This window comes from Desulforamulus aquiferis, from assembly GCF_030577015.1.
GTDB lineage: Bacteria > Bacillota > Desulfotomaculia > Desulfotomaculales > Desulfotomaculaceae > Desulfotomaculum > Desulfotomaculum aquiferis.
In genome coordinates, this window is the sequence record NZ_JARPTC010000023.1 from 51,862 (window position 1) to 71,969 (window position 20,108).

The following is a 20,108-nucleotide window of genomic DNA, read 5'->3' on the forward strand; positions in this document are numbered from 1 at the left end:
GGGACCAATTTTGAAAAGACATTTATTGATTATTATGTCTGGTTTAAGTATCGGGGCTTTGGCAGTAATTCTGGTCCTGATGGGTAATCCCGGCAACTATGGCGTTTGTATTGCCTGTATGTTGCGGGATATATCCGGAGCCTTAGGCTTACACCGGGCAGCAGTGGTTCAATACCTTCGCCCAGAAATAATTGGCATGGGTTTGGGTGCTTTTGTGGCAGCAATTGCCACCAAGGAGTTCCGCACTACCGGTGGCTCAAGTCCCATCCTCAGATTTTCCCTTGGTTTTGTAGGTATGATTGGCATGTTAGTGTTCCTTGGCTGTCCCGTTAGAACAGTACTTCGCCTTGCCGGTGGGGATTTAAATGCCGGAGTTGGTTTAATTGGACTTATTGTTGGTATAGTAATTGGCACATATTTTTTAATTAAAGGTTTTTCTTTGGGCAGGACAGCAAAGCAGCCCCCTTCCAATGGTTATGTCTTCCCATTACTGGTTATTGGTCTATTGCTTCTAGCTCTAGCAGCACCGGCCTTTATCTTTATAAGTCAAGAGGGTCCTGGCTCAATGCATGCACCACTGCTTATTTCCCTTGGTGCAGGTTTATTTATTGGCATCATAGCCCAGCGTTCACGTCTTTGTATGGCTGGGGGAATCAGGGACTTAATCTTCTTTAAAGACTTTCATTTGATGTATGGTTTCCTTGCCGTTTTTGTTGCTGCCTTAATTGGCAATCTCCTGGTGGGTTCCTTTAAACTTGGTTTCACAGGCCAGCCCTTAGCCCATACCGATGGTCTGTGGAATTTCCTAGGAATGCTGCTGGCAGGATTCACTGCGGTTCTTTTAGGAGGCTGCCCACTCCGCCAGTTAGTCTCAGCCTCAGAGGGTAATACCGATTCGGCAATTACTGTCCTTGGTATTATAGCAGGAGCAGCCTTTGCCCATAACTTTGGGCTGGCGGCCAGTGGTAATGGGGTTCCCCTAAATGGAAAGTTTGCGGTAGTTATTGGCTTAGTCTTTACCTTTGTTATAGCCTTTGCTGTTTGCAAGTTTAAGGTTGGAGGTGACGTTAAATATGAAAAAGGTAGTGGATGCCAGGGGTCTATCCTGTCCTGAGCCGGTTATATTAACCAGGCGAGTACTCCAGGAGCAGGGTATCGATCAGGTGGAAGTCATAGTGGACAATAAAACCGCCGTAGAAAATATCACCCGAACAGCTGAAAATCTTGGGTGGCTGGTCAAAGTCCAGGAACAAAATGAGGAATATATATTAATTATAACTAGATAGGATCATGAATGTTAAAGCGGCCCCCCAGGGCCTCTTTTTTCTTGTAGAGGAATGATTTACATTGTATAGAATATTAAAAATTTATTGTAATCATTGCAGCAAAATTGTAACATGTGATTAAGAAAAAAAATAATCAACGTTAATCTCCTCTACAGGGGGTGCAGCAGTGGAAAAGGGAATTTTTAAAAACTTGATCCGTATAGCCCAAGTCATGGCGGACACCTTCGGACGCAATTGCGAGGTTGCAGTACATGACCTGGCTAATCTGGATAAATCTCTAATTTATATTGCAGGTAACATAACTAAGCGTAAGCCAGGTGCCCCAATTACCGATCTGGTGGTCCGGGTGCTGCACCAGGAAGGAGATCAGGCCCAGGATATGGTAGGTTATAAAAGCATTACCCCTGACGGCCGCATACTGAAGTCTTCCACCACCTTTATTAGAAACGAGCAGGGAAAAATCATCGGCGCCCTGTGTATCAACTTTGATATAACCGACCTTCAACAATTACAAAGTACCCTGGGAGATTTAATAAATTTACCAAGTCAAAATTCTGACGAAAGGCGGGAAACTTTTACCTCGGCGGTTCATGAGACCATCGACTCTCTGGTAAATCAAGCTGTTGAAATTGTAGGCAAAGCTCCAGCTAATATGCAAATGGAGGATAAAATAAGATTCGTTGCTGCCCTTGAACAAAGGGGTGCATTTTTGATCAAGGGTTCTGTGGATTACATTGCTACGGTTTTAGGAGTATCTAAATATACAGTCTATAACTACCTTCAGAAAATCCGTTCTGCAGAGGGTTTTAACCTAAACCCCCTTGGATGATTAGTCAATCAGTTTCTTAAGGAGTGATTATGACAAAATTGTATTTGGAAACCAGACTTAATAACTACTAGCTGAAAGAGAGGGTTTCCCATGAAAAAACTAGGTTTACTTACAAGATTAATTATCGGCCTTGCCCTTGGTATCCTTGTAGGTTTTATTTCTAAAGAAATCATTCAAGCTGATTTCCTGGTACGTTTATTAGCCACCTTTAACGGTATTTTCGGCAGCTTCCTGACTTATATTATCCCTTTAATCATTATTGGCTTTGTCGCTCCCGGGATTGCGGAATTGGGTAGAGGTGCCAGCAGGCTTTTAGGTATAACAACTCTTCTGGCCTATGTGTCTACCATTACTGCCGGCACCCTGGCCTTCCTGGTGGGAACCGGAATATTGTCAAAAATTGTTTCTTCTGTGGGAGGGCATGCTGAAAATCCTGAAGAGGCTCTGGTTAGCGGCTTTTTCTCCATAGGCATCACCCCAATTATGGGCGTAATGTCAGCACTGGTTACCGCTTTTATGTTAGGCCTAGGTATGGCGGCCCTGCAAAATAAATCCCTTTATCAAGTGACTAAAGATTTCCAGGGTATTATTGAAAAGGTTATTCAAGGGGTAATTATCCCCCTGCTGCCCATTCACATAGCCGGTATATTTGCCAATATGACCTATGCGGGTGAAGTTGCACGAATCATGCAGGTTTTTGGCGTAGTATTTGCCATCATCATTATTACCCATATGCTGATGATTTTGTCCCAATATACTATCGCTGGTGCCGTAACTGGAAGGAATCCCTTTACTGCCCTGAGAAATATGATCCCGGCGTATTTTACAGCCATTGGTACCCAATCCTCTGCAGCTACCATTCCCGTTACACTGCGTAGCGCTAAGAAGAATAATGTTTCCAATGAAGTGGCTGACTTTGCCGTACCCCTGTGCGCTACCATCCACCTGTCGGGTAGTACAATTACCCTGACCATGTGTGCCATAGCCGTAATGCTGATGTCAGGAATTACACCGGCATTCGGTGCCATGTTCCCCTTTATTCTAATGCTGGGCATAACCATGGTGGCAGCCCCTGGAGTTCCTGGTGGCGCTGTAATGGCCGCCCTGGGGCTGTTACAATCTATGCTGGGCTTTACTGAAGCCCAGTTGGCCCTAATGATTGCCCTTTACCTGACCCAGGACAGCTTCGGTACAGCCTGCAACGTAACTGGTGACGGTGCCATAGCGTTGATGGTAGATAAATTCTCAGATGGTTCCGTTGGAGCTCCCAAAATGGAATTGGCTGGTGAAAAGGCCTAAATAAGCATCATAACAAGCCCAGATCTCGGATCTGGGCTTTATTTTTAATTGGGACTAATTTTAGTATATTTTAACCAGCCGGCTGATTATCTATAGGGATAAAAGAAACAGTGAAGCTGGTTCCTAGTCCTAACTCACTTTCTAGCTGAATACGTCCATTATGATCTGAGATAATGCGTTTACATATGGCCAGTCCAATACCGGTTCCTTCTGCCTCGGTGGTAAAAAATGGGGAGAATAATTTATCAACGTGGTCCGGATGGATACCCTTACCTGTATCCCTTACCTCCAGACATACCCACCCCGAATTCATATAGGTTTTTACTATGATCTTATCTCCTTGGGAGCATGCCTTTTCGGCATTTTGAATAAAGTTTAGCAGCACCTGTTTTATTTGTTTTCTACTGCCCATAATCTCGTGTAAATCATCGTCAAGATTATTTTCAACTCTAATCCCCTTTTTAACAGCAGAGCAAGTATATAGCTCCCAGGTCTCTTTCACAAGATATGAAAGGCTGAGTTTTTGGGGCTCATCCATATCCGGCTTTGCCAGTTGCAGCATACTATTAACTATATAATTAATCCGATCCAATTCCTCAATTGATAAGGCATACAGTTCATTTAGCTGATGGCTGCCATTTTTATCCCTAAGCAGTTGCAAAAAACCCCTGATAGTGGTCAGCGGGTTCTTTATTTCATGGGCTGCCCCGGCGGCCAGCTCCCCTAGGGCGGATAGTGTGGTAAGATTATGGAGCTTTTCTCTCTGCATTTGGACTTCTGTAATATCATTTAGAACAGTTACATAACATTTTTTCCCTGGTTCGATCCCTGCTATTGAAAATCGGCTTACCAGGTATTCCCTGGAGCCAATAGATAATTCCATATTAATAAAGTTAGACTGCCATTTGTGAAAGGGTATTGAGCTATTAACCCACAGCAAAGATTCCCCTTTACCGATAATATCTGCCTTCTCCCTATGGAATACATTCTTTATTTCCCGGTTACAAAGAATTACTTCCCCATCCGAATTACTCACAACTATACCGCCGGAAAAGGTTTCAATTAAATCAGCCAGAAACCTTCTCTCACTCTCCAACTGCAAAGCCTGGCGGAAGTTAACCTCCGATATCTGCCCTACCAGCCAAGACATCAAAAGGAGGCATAAAAATACAGGCAAATTATGAACAGAAATATCTCCATCCATCCAAAGCATATGTATTCCAAGTAGTAGTGTTGTGGCAAGACCAATTCTAAAACCACAAGTAAGTGACACCATCGTTATCGGAACAACATATATCCAATTACTTACTTTCTCTTCTGCAGTCACGATAAAGGCAATAGTGAATACAACCAGAGACATAGAATATAGTATCTGATATAACAGTTTTCCCTTGTCTGAAAATTTTTCATTTATTGCTTTAAGAAAAATGCTATTTATAAAAAAGAAAACACTGAACGCCAGTAGGAATGAAAATGAATACTCATACAAGATCTTACCTATCGGCGCAGGCTCCGGTTTTTCAATGACTCTAGTAACTGAAATAATGAAGAAAAAGAAAAAATGAGCAACCCAGTATATATCTTTTAGTTGATCCGCTGGTGTTAATTTGTTCATCTTAAAATACCCCGTGATTTAAGAATTAAATAACCGGGGGGGGATGTACTTTCTTAGTATTATAGATAATGCCAAAAGTCCAAGTACCTGTGGCCATCCAGCCATTACCCAGGTCCAACCCTGGTTACTAAATGTAATTCCTAAAATATTTTCCATTATATAATGAAAACCTGTTTCCAAAATCATTAGTAAAAAAAATGTGAAAAATGATATGAAAAAAGATTTTCCAAGAGATATCTTTACCTCTCTATAGATTATTATTGCTAAAGTGAATGCTGCTACCAATGTATGCAAACCGAAAGGTATCACTGCACAAAGCCGCAGTAACCAAGTTAATGATGCTAAAAAAACACCAAACCAGAGAACTTTCCATCGCGTAGTCCGGTGACCTACAAGAGAAAACGCAGTAAAAATTAGGGCAGCCATTTCTGGAATGCCCTGAAAAACATAATTAATAAATGCGGTGCCCATTCATGAAACCTCCTTTTAACGTAAGCAATCCGGCACTTTTGATTCATAATGATTGAATCCGCAAGCACCAGCCACGTTTATCATGGCTAACCAAGTTAGAACAGTACCCATCAAAATAAAAATCTTTGCCTTCATGTTTACACCTCCCTATTTTTTAGGATGCCAGAAATTGAAAAGGTCTGGCTGGCAATACCCATACCAACAGCCAGTATGATATAGGTATAATCTTTAATCGTAAAACCTACTAACAAAGTCAAGGTTACCACCCAGAAAAACCATACCATAATGCCAATTCTCTTTAATATTGGCCTCCTCTCAATTTTTATCGGTTTGTTCGGTGTTTCAACAGGGGCATTTTTTATTATAAAATAAAGGCAAAGAACCATTATAATCCCAAGTATTACTGCTAACTGTTCAAGTGTTAACATAGGTGAAATTACTAAAGCTAAGTATCCGTACAAATTAATCATTATAACAGTAATAATCGTACAATGATGGGGTTGTGAACAATGATATCCTCCAGTGAAAAAACGCAAAGAACCACTGGCAATTAATGCCATAAATACTGGTACAGTAAGCCCTAAAATTATTGCCGTGATTATTGTAGCCAAAAAAACAAATGTATTAAAAATAACCACATTAAGCCCATAAGCCACAATAGCCTTATTATTATCCCTATCCCCTTGCATATATTGGGCTATGTTATCGGACCAATTTTCGATTAAATTATTATAATTTGTTTTCATGAAAACTATAATTTGCTATAACTTTGCAAAATCCTTTGTTGTAAAATGTTATATCCTGTAATCTTATGACTAATTAAATTAAATTAAGTGAAATGTTTCCGTAATTAAAGGACTTTCACCAATATTAGTCGTATTTTATCTTTAACTCTACCTAGCTAATATTTTCGGAGTAGGTGCTATGAAAACTATTTTTTCTGGCAGTATAACTAAGAGATACCTTTTAGCCCTCGGACTTATCGCCTTCCTTTCTATAACTGCCTATTTTAACCTCTATTACCTTATCAAAACCCAAAAAATGAGTGCGGCGGTGATCAATGAGAGCGGCAGGCAGAGGATGCTGTTACAGAAAACGGCTTTATTGTGTCTTCAGCTAGTTAACTCCCAGGATACTGATGAACGTGAGGCCATAAGGCTGCAGATTAGTCTAGCGATAGATACAATGGAATCTGCCCACTATGGCTTGATTTATGGCAGTAAGGAGCTCAACTTACCCGGCAACCCACCGTCCAATATACACTCCATATATTTCGATCCTCCTGTACCACTGGATATGCTATTATCTAACTTTATTGCCCACGTCCGGGACTTTGTTCGAGAACCGGATTCAAATCTTTCCCGTAACAATCCCCATCTAGAATATATTTTGAAGTCCTCCCAAGGGGATCTCCTGAGGTCCTTAGATATAATTGTTAAGGAATACCAAATACACAGTGAATCACAAATAGCAAGACTACAAAGACTAGAAGCCATCCTTCTTTTTACTACACTATCTGTCCTAATCTTCGAGGCCCTGTTTATTTTTCGTCCCCTTGTCCGGCGCATTAGGCAAGAAACTGTCATGTTGGCTGATTCCAATAAAAGATTACGTAATTTATCAACCATAGATGGCTTAACCTCTATAGCTAACCGGCGCCATTTTGATTATTACATAGATTCAGAATGGTCCCGGGCAATTCGTGATGCCTCATGGATATCCGTTATAATGATAGATATTGATTACTTTAAAAACTATAATGATACCTACGGCCACCAAACAGGTGATGCTTGCCTTAAGGCTGTGGCCAAGGAGCTAAGCGACAACGTCAAAAGACCCGGGGATTTAGTAGCTCGCTATGGCGGAGAAGAATTTGTTGTGGTACTGCCTGATACTGATTTAGCCGGGGCAACAAAGGTGGCTGAAAATCTGAGGGCTTGTATTGAAAAGCTAGCCATTCCACATGCAACCTCTAGTGTTAGCCAGGTGGTGACCGTTAGTTTAGGGGTAGCTACAACAATTCCAACCCGTCAATCTTTATCAAGCTCACTGGTAAGTCAGGCCGATAAGGCCCTATACCAGGCAAAGCATGAGGGCAGAAATAGGGTTAAACAGTCTGAGAGCATTATAACAGCGGTTATGCCGTTGCAAAATTTTAATTAAGCACCCTTTACATATAGGCTTGAATATATTACTTATATCAAGTACCGGAGGTGTGAAGATGGCCTTTAAGCAATTTAGAGATCAGGATGGCTGTTATTCCTATTTAATTTACTGTGAAAATACCAAGGAAGCAGCCCTGGTGGACCCTAACCATAGCCCTGATCTATACTTAACAGCCCTTGATAAGCTTGGACTAAATTTAGTTTATCTCATTGATACCCATACCCACGTTGACCATGATAGTCTGTCAGGTATACTGGCAGAAAAAACCGGAGCAAAAGTAGTAATGCATCCTTCCTTTGTGGAGCAGAGGAAACTTGGTGCAACCTTTTCAGGCAATGATGCCATTGTTAAACACTTGGCCGTAAACTCAGCCATTATAGTTGACATAACACCCCAAGACCATGGGACTCTTAGGGTCGGAGGGGTAGAGATTCTCTGTCTGCATACACCTGGCCACACCTTAGATAGCCTTAGTTTGGTTGTGGAAAATAAACTATTAACCGGGGACATACTGATGATCGGTAATTGTGGCCGTTCAGACTTTCCTGGAGGCAGCAATGAAGATATGTATGATAGTTTATATAATAAGCTATCCAGCCTGGGTGAAGATCTGGCAGTTTATCCAGCCCATGACTATCAAAACAATATAAACTCCTCCCTGGGCTATGAGATATCAAACAACCCCTTTTTAAAGCATCCCAGTAAGGAAGATTTCATTAAGTTTGCCAGGGATTCCTTTGCAAAGCTCCCAAGCATGGCTACCCAGGGGGATAAAATTCAGTGCTCCCTCCCACCGGCTTCTGAGACCCAGGTTCAAAAATCTGTACCCGTACCTTCCTCCACAACAGTTTCCAATCCTTTAATGGGTCAAATGTGCAGTGCCATGGAATATTATTTCAAAAATATTCCCCAGCACTGGAATTTGGTAAATAGTGAAGAGATGCTGCAAATTATCAAAGATAAGTCTAATGTACTGATTATTGACGTGCGGCAGCCCCAGGAATTCGCTGAAGGCAGAATCCCAGGCTCTGAGAACATACCTGTCAGGGATCTACCCAACAGAATTAAAGATCTGCCCACCAATTTAGAGCGCCCCATCATTACCACCTGTGAGAGTGGGTCACGTTCAGCCTACGCAGCCATGTTTTTAAGGGGTTATGGCTATTCCCATGTTCGCAGTCTGGAGCTTGGTATGCACAGCTGGAGGGAAAAGGGCTATCCAATTGAAAAATAAATCAACACTATAGGCTGAAGGGAGCCATCCGGCTCCCTTCTTAATTAATGATGGTTAGCTTTGTGTGAAGCTCTGGCCATTAAAGACGCCAGGGTTTTCTTTTCTTCATCGTTACCTTGTTCCCAAAGTTCTTTCATTAAACGCTGTTCATCATTGGCCGGGTCAAAATTGTTGGCAAAGAAGTCCCCCAAACGGAAAGCTGCATTATTGATGGTCTCATTTTCCATTCCGGCCTTCTCACCTAATCCCACGGCAGCACCAAGTATTTCCTTCCACTTATGCCAGTTGTGTCCAATTTCCATCCGCCTCACCTCCTCTTTTCTATTGTGTCCGGTATTAAAAATCAAATTCTTTTTAAAAAATATTTGTACAAAAAAATAGCAGAGCTATGTTGGTATATTATGTAAACTATTTCAGCATTGTTGATCCCTATGCCCCTTACTAGCATTGGCTAAATAAACCATCAAAGCCACAGACACAATTATGGTTATAATTGAAGTAAGTTGTGCCACCTTAAAATCCATTATTGTTCGCAGACTGTCACCCCGCCAAAATTCAATGGTGAACCTGCCTACTGAATATAGGATAAAATAACTCAGGGCAATAAAACCATCAAAGGGCTTTTTAGTAAAAATTTTTAGAAGTAGTGCGAGTACTAAAATGTCCCATCCCGCTTCAAAAAGAACCGCTGGGAATAGTTTTTGGGAGCCAAAGATAAAGTTGGCATCTGAACCAACCGGGTAAGCAACACCAAATGAATGGGGAATTCCGAAGCAACAACCGTTCAAAAAGCAGCCCATACGCCCTACCGCCTGTCCCATCAACAATCCTGGTGCAAGGGTATCAGCCATTGGCCAGAAGGGTATCGAATTTCTTCGACTATACCAAACTACTGCCAGCAGTCCCCCTAAAACTGCCCCCTGTACCGATAGTCCTCCGTTCCAGATGGCCACAATTTGACCTGGATTATATGAATAGTAATCCCAGGTAAAGGCTACCTCCCATAGGCGTGCCCCAATAATCCCACCAACAATGGCGTAAAAAGCCAGGTCTACTACCTCCGCCAGGTACCGCCCCTGTCTCTTTGCAACATAACAGGATACCAGCAACCCTGAAAGAATCCCTAACGAAAGCATAACTCCAAAGGAATGTATTGGCCAATCGCCGATGTGAAAAAGTACCGGGTACAAAATATCATCTCCAGGAACTTAAGTTAGTTATCTATAAAAAGATAAAATCCCCCGCCTTATAGCGGAGGATGGTTAGCATTATAACATAGCGTTAAGCTTCTTCTCCAAGTCTGCCTTACCTGTAAAGCCAATAATCTGGTCTACCTTTTCCCCATTCTTAAACATGATAATGGTTGGGATACTCATAACACCAAATTGCTGTGCCAGATCCCTGTTCTCATCCACGTTAACTTTACCAATCTTAACTTTTCCGGCAAACTCAGTTGAAAGCTGCTCAATTACCGGTGCTATAGCACGGCAGGGGCCACACCAAGCTGCCCAAAAGTCAACCAATACTGGAATATCAGACTTAACTACCTCAGCCTCAAAGTTTGCGGCGTTGAATTCCATAGCCATGTAAACCTGCCTCCTTATAAATTGAGTCTTACCAAAACCAGGTCTTGAAATTTCTTATGTAACTATAATACTATACTTCATTGTTCGCTAGCAATATTTTTCGTGTAGAATTAGTGCCATGATTTAACTTAATTCAGCTCTCTTAAACATTTGAATAAAGTTTAAAACAAATTGCAATTCCTTTTCATTTAAGTTGCAGACAAGCCCTAAAACTGACTGAACGTTAGGATGAATTAATAGTTCACGAAGTTCAGGGTTCATTAGACTGACCATCTGATCCACAGCCCCTGGCTCCATGATAAAGTAACAGGGTGACACACCCATTACTTCTGAAAGTTTTTCCAGGGTTTTTAGGGATGGCTGTACTTTTCCCTGCTCAATCTGACCGATTAGCCCGGCTGTAACTCCTGCCAGGTTAGCCAATTGAGCTTGGGTAAGTCCATATTCTTCACGTAAATGCTTAAGTTTGTAACCCAGGGAACCCTCATGGCCCATTAAAGCTGTGGCCGGAACCCCCAGTCCTTCCGCTACCCTCTTAAGGGTATTCAGGGCCGGGTAAACAGTTCCTCTTTCAATCTCACTCAGATACGATAAAGAAATGCCAATTTTGTCAGCTAATTCTTGTAGTGATAGGTTATTCTCATTTCGAATAATCCTAATTTTCTCTCCCAGGCCGAGACCAGAGTCGGTTATTTCTCCCTCAACCAGTTGTGTCTTCGCTACGTTTAGAGCTGCAGCCAGCTTGTCTATAGTCTTAAGTGAGGGCCTCTTTGATCCCCTCTCAATTTCACTCAAATAAGACAAAGACAATTTTGCCCGCCGTGCCAGGTCTTGCAGTGTATAGCCCCTCTCTTCTCTTAAGGCCCTGATTTGATCCCCCCGCACTATCATTGCAAACACTCCCATAGCATACAAATATACTATTATCCTACTATAATTTTACTATCCAGTCAATGCGGGTGGTCCAGTATTGCTTCCAATATCTCCCGAAACACAGGGGCAGCCGTTAATCCTCCACTAACCCCTTCCTCTACCAATACTGTAACTATATATTTAGGTGACTCCATTGGCGCAAAACCACAAAACCAAGCATTAACCCGATCCGTGTTGCCAGCTAATTCTGCAGAACCAGTTTTGCCGGCACTACCATAAGACTGAATACCGGCCTCTTTGCCAACTCCCTGAGTAGTAACAAGGCCTAACAATCTTTTTAATTCTCTGGCTGTTTCGCTGGAGATTACTTTATGACTATTCCCCAGGGAGAAATGGCGAGAAGTCTGTCCGTTCTCTGCTCTTAATTCTTTTACTAATCTCGGTTCAATATACATCCCACCGTTAACTATTACATTAATCATGGCAGTAAGCTGTACAGGTGTTGTCAGAACCGGGCCTTGGCCAATGCTGCTATTGACCAAGCTATAGGGCTTACCAATCAAATCCAAATCCTGCCTTGGATCCCGGGAAACTGGATAACCAATAATTTTCTGTGATTCTAACCCGAAAGCTTTGGCATAGGTAATTAATTTTTCTGCCCCCAATTTTAAACCTAGCTCAGCAAAAACAGGGTTACAGGATTGGGCAAAGGCCTCCTCAAAGGTTATGGGCCCATGTCCCGGTTTATGCCAACAGCGTACTAAATGATCATGCTCGCCAAGGCAAACAAAAGTATCCGATGGCTTAACCATGCCTTCCTCTAGGGCTGCGGCGGCAACAACAACCTTAAAGATGGAGCCTGGCTGGTATAAAGCGGTACAATGATCTAAAAAGGTATCGTGATCACCGGGCAAGGACAGGGCCACATTACCTGGATTAAAATTGGGTCGGCTAGCCATAGCCAGCAAATCGCCGTTGCGTGCATCCATAATAACAACGGCCCCCCTCTCCACCCGGCGGTCCATCACTTCTTCTACAGCCCGCTGGATTTCCCCATCCAGGGTTGTAATTAAATCCTGACGCCCTGTATCCCTATCCTCTTCTTTTTTAATACCAAGGCCGGCAATTAAATTTCTGTATACATCCACATGGGCCCTGACCATACTAACCGGCTCACCGGCCTTTAGGACTCCCTCATAAAAATATTCTAAACCACTTTTGCCTATTAAATCAGAGAGCTTATATTGCTTACCCTCCAGATTATTTAATCTTTCCAATAAACTCCTATCTGAAATAGGCCCCAAATGACCTATCACATGTGCAGCCAGTGGTTTTGGGCCATAGCGATAATCTATCTCCTGCACCATTAGACCCAGAATGTTTAGCTCTTGGATTTGCCTAACTTGCCCCTTGGTGAGGGCAAATGGCAAAAAGCCTGCTTCTCCATTTAGATACCGGAATAACTCTTCCGGCTCTCTCCTGATTACCTGACTTAATAAAAGTGAAGCCTCTTCCTTAGCTTGAATTATTTCTGGAAACACCACCACCCTTGGTTCCCTTTGTCCTTGGGTTAGAGAATCAATGCCATGTCTATCTAAGACCCTTCCTCGGGGTATCTCTTCAAGGCTTACCCTTATACTGCCCTGCTCAAGGGCCCTTAATTTATACTCATTTCCATGAACCAATTGAATAACACCTAAATGAAAAACTAAAGGCAAAAATAAAATAACCAGCAGATAAAAAATACACACTAATCTTTTTTGGTGAAATAAACCCATATAAATATGCACTTTCCTTTATGGCAACTTTATTAATATTGTCACCAAAAAAGAAAATTAATATCCATTTATTGGATTCTCCTCAGCATTGACATGGGAGGGAGCTTAATACTCGAGGGTAACCTAACAATTTGTTGGGGATGAGGAGCTACTTCCATTTGTTGTCCAGTTTCTCCGTCGAAAATAGTTTCCACCTGTATGGAAAGATTATCTCCCTTAGGAGTCAGAACCTCCAATACTTCCCCTGCCTTGAAGTTGTTTCGCTGCTCAACAGTGATTTGGCCCTCTTCATTATTTAGCACCAGGCCCACGAAGGAGGTCCGCCTGGTATAGCTGCTTTGGCCAGGTTCTACTGTGGCCGTTTTCCCACCATCCCCAAGGAGAAAGCCTGTGGTATACTCACGATGACTTACCTTGGTGATTTCATCCAACCACTGGGGCTTGACCCTAAAGCCTTCTGCATCTGCCAGGTATGCATCTATAGCCTGACGGTAGGTTTTTACGATGGTGGCCAAATAGTGGATGCTTTTCATCCGACCTTCTATTTTAAAGCTGGATACACCGGCTTTGGCCAAGTGGGGGATATACTCAATAAGGCAAAGATCCTTACTGCTCATAAAGTAGGTGCCTCTGGCATCCTCCTCCACGGGAAAATATTGCCCTGGTCGTTTTTCCTCCACTAGGAAATATCGCCAGCGGCAGGATTGGGCACAATCACCCCTATTGGCATCCCTGCCCGTAAGGTGATTACTTAATAGGCAGCGTCCCGAATAGGACATGCACATAGCTCCGTGGACAAAGGCCTCCAGTTCAATGTTTACCCTGCTGGCAATTACTTCAATTTCCTTTAAGGACAATTCCCTGGCTAAAACGACTCGCTCCAGACCAATTCTTCTCCAGAAGGCAGCACTGGCCCAGTTGGTTGAATTAGCCTGGGTGCTAAGGTGAATTGGCAGACAGGGCTGAACTCTTTTCACCGTATCTATTATTCCAGGGTCACTGGCAATTACAGCATCCACACCTATTTGGGCCAGAAAGTCAAGGTATTCCGGCAGGGTCTCCAGGTCTTCATTGTGTGCATATATATTGATTGCCACATAAACTTTTACATGGTTCTTATGTGCAAAGCTGATTCCCTCCAGCATTTCTTCACGGCCAAAATTTCCGGCCCCGGCCCGCAAGCTAAACTGCTGTCCGCCTAAATAAACAGCATCGGCACCATAGAGTACAGCTATTTTTAGTTTTTCTAAGTCCCCTGCGGGGGCTAGTAGTTCCAAATCAGTCAACAGAGTCACCCCATGTTTAGTCTAGATATTTTCTCTTATTTGCATTATGCTCTTCCAAAGTGGTGGCAAAGGCGTGGCTTCCATCAGGTTTTGCCACGTAATATAAATATTTTGTTGTGTCTGGAGCAACTGCGGCCAATAATGACTGCCTGCCCGGAGCGGCTATTGGCCCGGGGGGTAAACCGTTATACTTATAGGTATTATAGGGTGAGTCCACTTCCAGATCCTTATAATATATTTTCTCCCGGTGGCCACCGAGGGCATACTCCACCGTGGCATCGATTTGCAGTCTCATACCTATACCCAGTCTATTATGGATTACACTGGAGATAATAGGCCTCTCCTCGTCCTTACGGGCTTCTCTTTCAATCATTGATGCTATAGTTAGAGCTTCATGTACACTCAAATTCATAGCACTGGCCCTTTTCTCATAATCCAGTTCCTTTAACTGTCTGTCCATGCCTGCCAGCATGACGTTGATTATTTCCTTCTCGCCACTATCCAAGGGAATATTGTAGGTTTCGGGAAACAGGTATCCCTCCAATCTCTTGGAACCACCGGGGGCATCCTCAAGGAAGGGGTAATTAAACTGACCCTCAGCTAATAAATTCTTGAATACTTCTTCCTTAATAAAACCCTTTGTGACTAGGGTATTTGTTATTTGCTGCAGGTTATAGCCCTCGGGGATAGTAAAGGCCTTGGTGGCTGTTTTTCCCCTCACCAATACATTTAGTACAGAGGGCGTTGACATTGACGGGTTAAGTAAGTAGTAACCGGCCTTAATTTGGTTGTCCAACTGGTGGTAACGGGAATAAAGTCGAAAGGCCGTAGCGCTTCGAATGATTCCTTGTTGTTCCAGCATCCTTGCCACCTGTCCACTGCTACTCCTGGGTGCAACCTGAATCAGCATGTCCTGGGAAGATTTTGAAGCATCTAGGGGCTTGAGAAGAGAATTAAGATACAGACCTGTACCAATCCCAAAAAATCCTAGGCATAGAACAATAAATATTAATAATCTTTTTATACTTTTAATTCTTTTAGTCAATGCCAATACCAACCTTTAGTAATATGACCAATTATATCATCTATTCGCCGGGGGGTACAACCAATAGTACCTATGTATGTAGTGTTCTGAAACTGATATGACACCCTAGCGGGTGCCATATCAGGGATTAGTTAATTTTTAAAATCTCCTTCTGGTCCGGGAGAACCGCATCAAACAGGATCATGGGATTGTTTAGCCCCTTGACTACTTCGTCCAACACCAGGTTCATATGGACTCCCTTGGTGGCTACAACCGGAATTATGGGTTTGGTCCTGTATATTCTTTGCAATAGCTTGATGGTGGTTGAAGTTACATCCCTAGGTGTCTCATCTACTTTGGTTACTACTAAGACATCAGCCTCATCGAGGAGGAAATTTCCAGCCTCCATGATTATCTCGCCCTTAAGTCCGGCAGGAATGATGGTAACCAGTACATCTGCAAGCTTTCTGCATTCCTCTGCTTTATATCCGTCATTAATTCCTACGGCCTCAACCAACACAACATCGGGCAAGGAGGCAGTTTTCGGTATATCCCGCTGGGATAGGTTCCCTAGTTCTAACACTGACCGAACCTTGTTCAACTCATCTAAGGCCTTGCGGGCATTCTCAATCAGTTTGTTTTTCTCTTTGATTTGATTTACTGCATGGCGTATAACCCTCTCAATATCTGACACAATATCTCTACCAGGTTCAGGCACAGCAATGGTTAAATAATTTGGATCTATCCCTTTGTGCAAATATGGTTTTTCATCCTGCACGCCGGAGCCAACTGCCAGGGGTTGAAAATTCCTATTCTTTAAACCTTTATACAATTCACCTAAAATGGTAGATTTACCCCCGTCGTTTCGCCCGCAAATTACTATCTTTTTCAACGAGCCCCCTCCCCTTCCTTGAACACAGTAAGTATTCTTAAAGAATTAATATGCCGGGAGGGCGGAAAATCTTCCAGTTAATTTATTTTTGTTCAATTTTAAAATTGGATAATGCATCATGGAGCTCTAGTAAAACTGCTGAAACATGTAATACTTCTTTTTCGATGGCATCCGGGTCAGTCTCTCGTAAAGCAGCCATCAAGTGTCCAAAGTGTTCACCAGCTATTAATCCCCAATCTAAGGGCAACCTTGTGGCATCTGCCTCGGGATGGCCATGTCGCAGTCTATTTAACTCCGCCTGTAATAGGGTCTTTTTTAAAAATTCTTTTCCGTCCAAATATATCTCTCCAGTTCCTCAGTTATTTTCTCCTATTATATCAAACATATGTTCTATAACAACATCCTATTCTATAATATTTTTAATTTTCTTCATCAAGGTCTTTAGCTATGGTACTGATAATTGTACTGGGCAGGGCCATACCCTGGGAAATTATTTTATTTTTAACGTTGTAAATACTGAAGGGTAGTTTTTCAACCTTTATCACCTGACCATTTTGCATGACTATTCTCTCAGCCAAGGCCTTATAGCCCGGGGCACCCTGCTGCTTTACTATTCGATCACCTTTCCTAATGCTGTGATCCTGTTCAACAATTGTTTCAGGCTCATAGGTCTCGTCTACCCAACTTCTAATAACCACATCTCTGCGAAAGCTGTTGTTGCCAAAGATCTTTATGGTGAGGTTTCCCCCTGAGACATAGGATTGGATATATAACCAATAATCAGTACTATTCTTAAACTTAAAATCTATCAAATCAAACACCACCGTGGCGTCCCTTCCAATGGGTACATAGGGAATGGGAATGGAGTGATTGGTTCGTTCAACCAATTGGAGATTTGCCAGCAGCACTGCATTATATAGGGTGGTGGAGACCTGGCAAACACCACCGCCAAGACCGTCTACCAATTCATTATTAACTATAATAGGTGCATTTTTATAGCCGCCCTCTGTACTCCTTGGCCCAACGATATCGTTAAAGGAAAATATCTCATGGGGGCTGATAATCTGCCCATCAAGGGCAGCAGCAGCCACGCTGACATTATAGGTTCGGTTAACATTGCTCGGATCAAATTGGGTAGTGTAGGAGCCCAACAGGGCATCTACCCCCATCTCCTCAACTTCCTCAGTTGACCTGGCCGGTGGCACATCTACCAGTTTCAGTTCAATGGTCCTTTGTTCACCAGCTATTAAAATCTCTTTAATGTCCTTCCCCAAATGGGTAATGTCAATTAAGCGCCCTGTGCTTCCGGGAGATACTTCAATGGTATCATTTGCATTAATAATTAAGCCCGCGTCCCTGGGTGGCAGGATGATTGGTTTTGCAACTTCTGAAACAGTTTTTTCCAATAAGTAGGGGTTGATTTGTATAGAGGGCTCCAGTCTAATTCCCCTATGGGCTTGTCTCCGCTCAACAAATTTCTGCCAAAGGCTTCCAGTGCGCCCTATGTCCATGGCCCTTTGAACTTCCTTTTCACAATCCAACTTCAGGCCTATAGTATTTAAGGGTAAGTCCCAATTAGAATTTTGATATGCTACTTTAATGGTTTTTTGATAACTTTCCTCAAGCTGTTTAACTCTTTCAACTGCCTGGTCTTGGTTTAAGTTGGAAAGCTCCACATCCATAATTGATATCCCTGGTAAAACAACATCCTCAGAAGCAAAGCTCATACCTGAGGCCAGGTATAATAGCAAGGAAAGAGAAATGATTAGCGGCATAGCCAAAAACCCAAAATATCTCCATTTTCTCGGCACAAGCCTGCCCCCTTCCATAGTCTTTGTAGTATATCTTACTAGGGACTGGCTATTGCTATTCCATTAAATATCACTTAAAACTTGGAAATGAATCAAGAAACCGTCCCTGACTCATATAAAAAAACCGGAGGGGTTATCCCTCCGGTTTTGTGACAAAAATTTACGCGTCTTCGCCTTCTTCTTTGAGAACCATTTCTTCCCAGGCATCAGCTACTTTTTCCCATTCCTCATCATCTTCGATATCAACTAGCAGTTCATTGCCGTCAGCATCCTTGGCAAACTTAAGAATAACTGCTTCATCGGAATCTTCTTCTACGGGTAATAAGATAGCATACTCGGAACCTTCTACCTCAATAACGTCAATAACGTTAAAATCGTGTTCTGTTCCATCCTCATCGATCAAAGTGATTACTTCATCTTGTTCTGCCACAATTTGCACCTCTTTTCCAAAGATTGTCTGTATTGTATCCCAAAAAAAATTTCATGTCAAGAAATTCGAGATTAAGGAAGCAGCTTCAATATAAAGATTTCTTAACTTAAATTACTACTTAGCACCTGAGTCAAGATAACCCTGAAGTATTACTGCCGCAGCCATTTTATCTATTACTTTCTTTCTTTTACTTCTGCTGACATCAGCCTCCAGCAGGGTCCGCTCCGCTGCTACTGTGCTAAGCCTTTCATCCCAAATCTTAACGGGTAAATCTATTTTTCTCTTTAATTGCTCAATAAACTCCATAACCTTTTCACCCTGGGGACCAATTGTGCCGTTCATATTCTTAGGCATGCCCACTAAAAATCTTTCCACGGAGTATTCCTTTACTAACTCCCCTAAGCGGGATAGGTCTTGATCAATATTGTCTTTCCGACGTATTACCTCAATGCTCTGGGCAGTCCAACCAAGGGGATCGCTAATGGCTACACCTATAGTTTTATCCCCCACATCCAGCCCCATAATTCTCATTTTGTCTGCTCCATTCTATATTACTTTTATGGCAAACATGGGACAGGCGGCTCCACAGTAACCACAAAGCCGGCAAAGCTGCCGTTCCACCTCTACCCTTTCACCCCTAAGCTTAAGGGCTCCGGCACCACACTTAAGCACACAACTGCCACAGCCCTGACACCATTCTTCAATATGGAGTCTGCGGGGCTGCCTGGAAAGCTGCCTGCCTAAATCCTCCGGTATCTCAGCACCACTAAAGTATTTGATATTATAATCTACCTCCATGGGACTTTGCATACCAACAGCCACAGCTGCAAGCTCTGGAATGTTTAGTACAAACTCTAGGGCCTCCTCGGTTCTGGTCAGCAGGTTTCCTCCCCCCAGGGCCTTCATTCCATATATTCCTTTTCCCGCAGAATGGGCTAGACTAATAGCCTGGAGCATATCTTCCGTACTCCCGTCAGCTATTCCAACACCGGCTAGATTAATTATTGGATGAATGACCTCAAGCTCTTGTATCCCAGCCGCCGCTACCACCCCAGCTATATGATGTGTTGAGATGCCCACTGCCCTTATATAGCCCTGCTCCTTAGCCCTAATTAGATATTCTACTGCCTCCCAGTGACCCTTTATGGTCAATGCTGATTCCTGCTCATGCAGCATAAAAATATCTATATAGTCCCTGTTTATTGACCTAAGGGCATTTGCCAAGCTTTCCATCATATCTTTTTTTGTATAGGCATAGCATTTACTGCAGATGACCACATCCTTGTGTTTAGCTATGGCCTTTCGTATATAGGGATAGGTTTGGTATAGCTCTGCTGTGTCTATGAAATTTATCCCCTGTTCCAGAGCTCGCTCTATCACTGAAGCACCCATGTCCAAGGGCAGGTTGGACTGTAGTGGGCCAATGGTTAAAGCTCCAAAACACAAACGGGACACCTTTATTCCCGTGTCCCCTAAGGTTCTATACTGCATTGTGCCACCGCCTTAAAAAACTCCAAAAACAAACCCC

At 42.8% G+C, this 20,108-nt stretch carries 23 protein-coding genes; 6 read left to right on the forward strand and 17 right to left on the reverse strand.

Features of this window, described 5'->3' with window-relative positions:
- The first annotated feature begins 10 nt into the window (after positions 1-10).
- From yedE to P6N53_RS15655, 4 genes are all read left to right on the forward strand, one after another.
- Entirely contained in the window at positions 11-1,114 is a 1,104-nt protein-coding gene (yedE, locus tag P6N53_RS15640) for a YedE family putative selenium transporter (RefSeq protein ID WP_373323062.1), read from the forward strand.
- Positions 1,074-1,286 (forward strand): sulfurtransferase TusA family protein, encoded by a 213-nt coding sequence (locus P6N53_RS15645; RefSeq protein WP_304544831.1) that lies wholly within the window; start codon positions 1,074-1,076, stop codon positions 1,284-1,286. Before yedE ends, P6N53_RS15645 begins: the two co-directional genes overlap by 41 nt.
- A 166-nt stretch (positions 1,287-1,452) precedes the next feature.
- A complete protein-coding gene (locus tag P6N53_RS15650; RefSeq protein ID WP_304544832.1) occupies positions 1,453-2,115 on the forward strand; it encodes a helix-turn-helix transcriptional regulator in 663 nt (220 codons plus the stop codon).
- A gap of 90 nt (positions 2,116-2,205) precedes the next feature.
- Complete coding sequence (locus P6N53_RS15655) at positions 2,206-3,414, forward strand: dicarboxylate/amino acid:cation symporter (protein ID WP_304544834.1); 1,209 nt, start codon at positions 2,206-2,208, stop codon at positions 3,412-3,414.
- A gap of 70 nt (positions 3,415-3,484) precedes the next feature.
- On the opposite strand, the gene P6N53_RS15660 is transcribed toward P6N53_RS15655, so the two are convergent.
- From P6N53_RS15660 to P6N53_RS15675, 4 genes are read right to left on the reverse strand one after another with little or no spacing between them, the layout of a single operon-like run.
- Positions 3,485-5,029 carry a two-component system sensor histidine kinase NtrB gene (locus P6N53_RS15660; RefSeq protein ID WP_304544836.1) on the reverse strand — a complete coding sequence of 515 codons (1,545 nt, stop codon included), beginning with the start codon at positions 5,027-5,029 and terminating at the stop codon, positions 3,485-3,487.
- Positions 5,030-5,047: 18 nt separating this feature from the next.
- The gene (locus tag P6N53_RS15665; protein WP_304544838.1) at positions 5,048-5,500 is read right to left on the reverse strand and encodes a hypothetical protein; all 453 of its coding nucleotides are present in this window, start codon (positions 5,498-5,500) and stop codon (positions 5,048-5,050) included.
- 15 nt (positions 5,501-5,515) lie between these two features.
- Positions 5,516-5,635: a cyclic lactone autoinducer peptide gene (locus P6N53_RS15670; protein WP_304544839.1), complete on the reverse strand. Its 120-nt coding sequence runs from the start codon at positions 5,633-5,635 to the stop codon at positions 5,516-5,518.
- 2 nt (positions 5,636-5,637) lie between these two features.
- Positions 5,638-6,246, reverse strand: coding sequence for an accessory gene regulator ArgB-like protein (locus P6N53_RS15675; RefSeq protein ID WP_304544840.1), 609 nt, complete (start codon positions 6,244-6,246; stop codon positions 5,638-5,640).
- A 178-nt stretch (positions 6,247-6,424) separates the two neighbouring features.
- Between P6N53_RS15675 and P6N53_RS15680 the strand changes: the two genes are divergently transcribed.
- Complete coding sequence (locus P6N53_RS15680; RefSeq protein ID WP_304544842.1) at positions 6,425-7,663, forward strand: diguanylate cyclase; 1,239 nt, start codon at positions 6,425-6,427, stop codon at positions 7,661-7,663.
- Positions 7,664-7,721: 58 nt separating this feature from the next.
- Entirely contained in the window at positions 7,722-8,900 is a 1,179-nt protein-coding gene (locus P6N53_RS15685; RefSeq protein ID WP_304544844.1) for an MBL fold metallo-hydrolase, read from the forward strand.
- Between the two features lie 44 nt (positions 8,901-8,944).
- Here the strand turns inward: P6N53_RS15685 and P6N53_RS15690 are convergent, their stop codons facing one another.
- The 13 genes from P6N53_RS15690 to P6N53_RS15750 form a co-directional block, all read right to left on the reverse strand.
- On the reverse strand, positions 8,945-9,202 hold the full coding sequence (locus P6N53_RS15690) for a DUF3243 domain-containing protein (RefSeq protein ID WP_304544845.1): 258 nt from the start codon (positions 9,200-9,202) through the stop codon (positions 8,945-8,947).
- A gap of 111 nt (positions 9,203-9,313) precedes the next feature.
- The gene (gene lgt / locus P6N53_RS15695) at positions 9,314-10,090 is read right to left on the reverse strand and encodes a prolipoprotein diacylglyceryl transferase (protein WP_304544846.1); all 777 of its coding nucleotides are present in this window, start codon (positions 10,088-10,090) and stop codon (positions 9,314-9,316) included.
- 78 nt (positions 10,091-10,168) lie between these two features.
- Positions 10,169-10,486, reverse strand: coding sequence for a thioredoxin (gene trxA / locus P6N53_RS15700; protein WP_304544847.1), 318 nt, complete (start codon positions 10,484-10,486; stop codon positions 10,169-10,171).
- A 123-nt stretch (positions 10,487-10,609) separates the two neighbouring features.
- Positions 10,610-11,377, reverse strand: coding sequence for a helix-turn-helix domain-containing protein (locus P6N53_RS15705; RefSeq protein ID WP_304544848.1), 768 nt, complete (start codon positions 11,375-11,377; stop codon positions 10,610-10,612).
- Between the two features lie 59 nt (positions 11,378-11,436).
- Positions 11,437-13,137: a peptidoglycan D,D-transpeptidase FtsI family protein gene (locus tag P6N53_RS15710; protein WP_373323063.1), complete on the reverse strand. Its 1,701-nt coding sequence runs from the start codon at positions 13,135-13,137 to the stop codon at positions 11,437-11,439.
- Positions 13,138-13,205: 68 nt separating this feature from the next.
- The gene (locus tag P6N53_RS15715; RefSeq protein ID WP_304544851.1) at positions 13,206-14,423 is read right to left on the reverse strand and encodes a peptidase U32 family protein; all 1,218 of its coding nucleotides are present in this window, start codon (positions 14,421-14,423) and stop codon (positions 13,206-13,208) included.
- 16 nt (positions 14,424-14,439) lie between these two features.
- Positions 14,440-15,468, reverse strand: a complete 1,029-nt coding sequence (gene mltG, locus P6N53_RS15720) for an endolytic transglycosylase MltG (RefSeq protein WP_304544853.1) — start codon at positions 15,466-15,468, stop codon at positions 14,440-14,442.
- A 127-nt stretch (positions 15,469-15,595) separates the two neighbouring features.
- Positions 15,596-16,339 (reverse strand): P-loop NTPase family protein, encoded by a 744-nt coding sequence (locus P6N53_RS15725; protein ID WP_304544855.1) that lies wholly within the window; start codon positions 16,337-16,339, stop codon positions 15,596-15,598.
- Positions 16,340-16,421: 82 nt separating this feature from the next.
- Positions 16,422-16,676 carry a hypothetical protein gene (locus P6N53_RS15730; protein WP_304544857.1) on the reverse strand — a complete coding sequence of 85 codons (255 nt, stop codon included), beginning with the start codon at positions 16,674-16,676 and terminating at the stop codon, positions 16,422-16,424.
- 82 nt (positions 16,677-16,758) lie between these two features.
- Positions 16,759-18,150, reverse strand: a complete 1,392-nt coding sequence (locus P6N53_RS15735; protein WP_304544859.1) for a VanW family protein — start codon at positions 18,148-18,150, stop codon at positions 16,759-16,761.
- 160 nt (positions 18,151-18,310) lie between these two features.
- Positions 18,311-18,580: a DUF1292 domain-containing protein gene (locus P6N53_RS15740; RefSeq protein WP_304544860.1), complete on the reverse strand. Its 270-nt coding sequence runs from the start codon at positions 18,578-18,580 to the stop codon at positions 18,311-18,313.
- 114 nt (positions 18,581-18,694) lie between these two features.
- The gene (gene ruvX, locus P6N53_RS15745; RefSeq protein ID WP_304544862.1) at positions 18,695-19,111 is read right to left on the reverse strand and encodes a Holliday junction resolvase RuvX; all 417 of its coding nucleotides are present in this window, start codon (positions 19,109-19,111) and stop codon (positions 18,695-18,697) included.
- A 15-nt stretch (positions 19,112-19,126) separates the two neighbouring features.
- Positions 19,127-20,071, reverse strand: a complete 945-nt coding sequence (locus P6N53_RS15750) for an aldo/keto reductase (RefSeq protein ID WP_304544864.1) — start codon at positions 20,069-20,071, stop codon at positions 19,127-19,129.
- Positions 20,072-20,108: the final 37 nt, after the last annotated feature.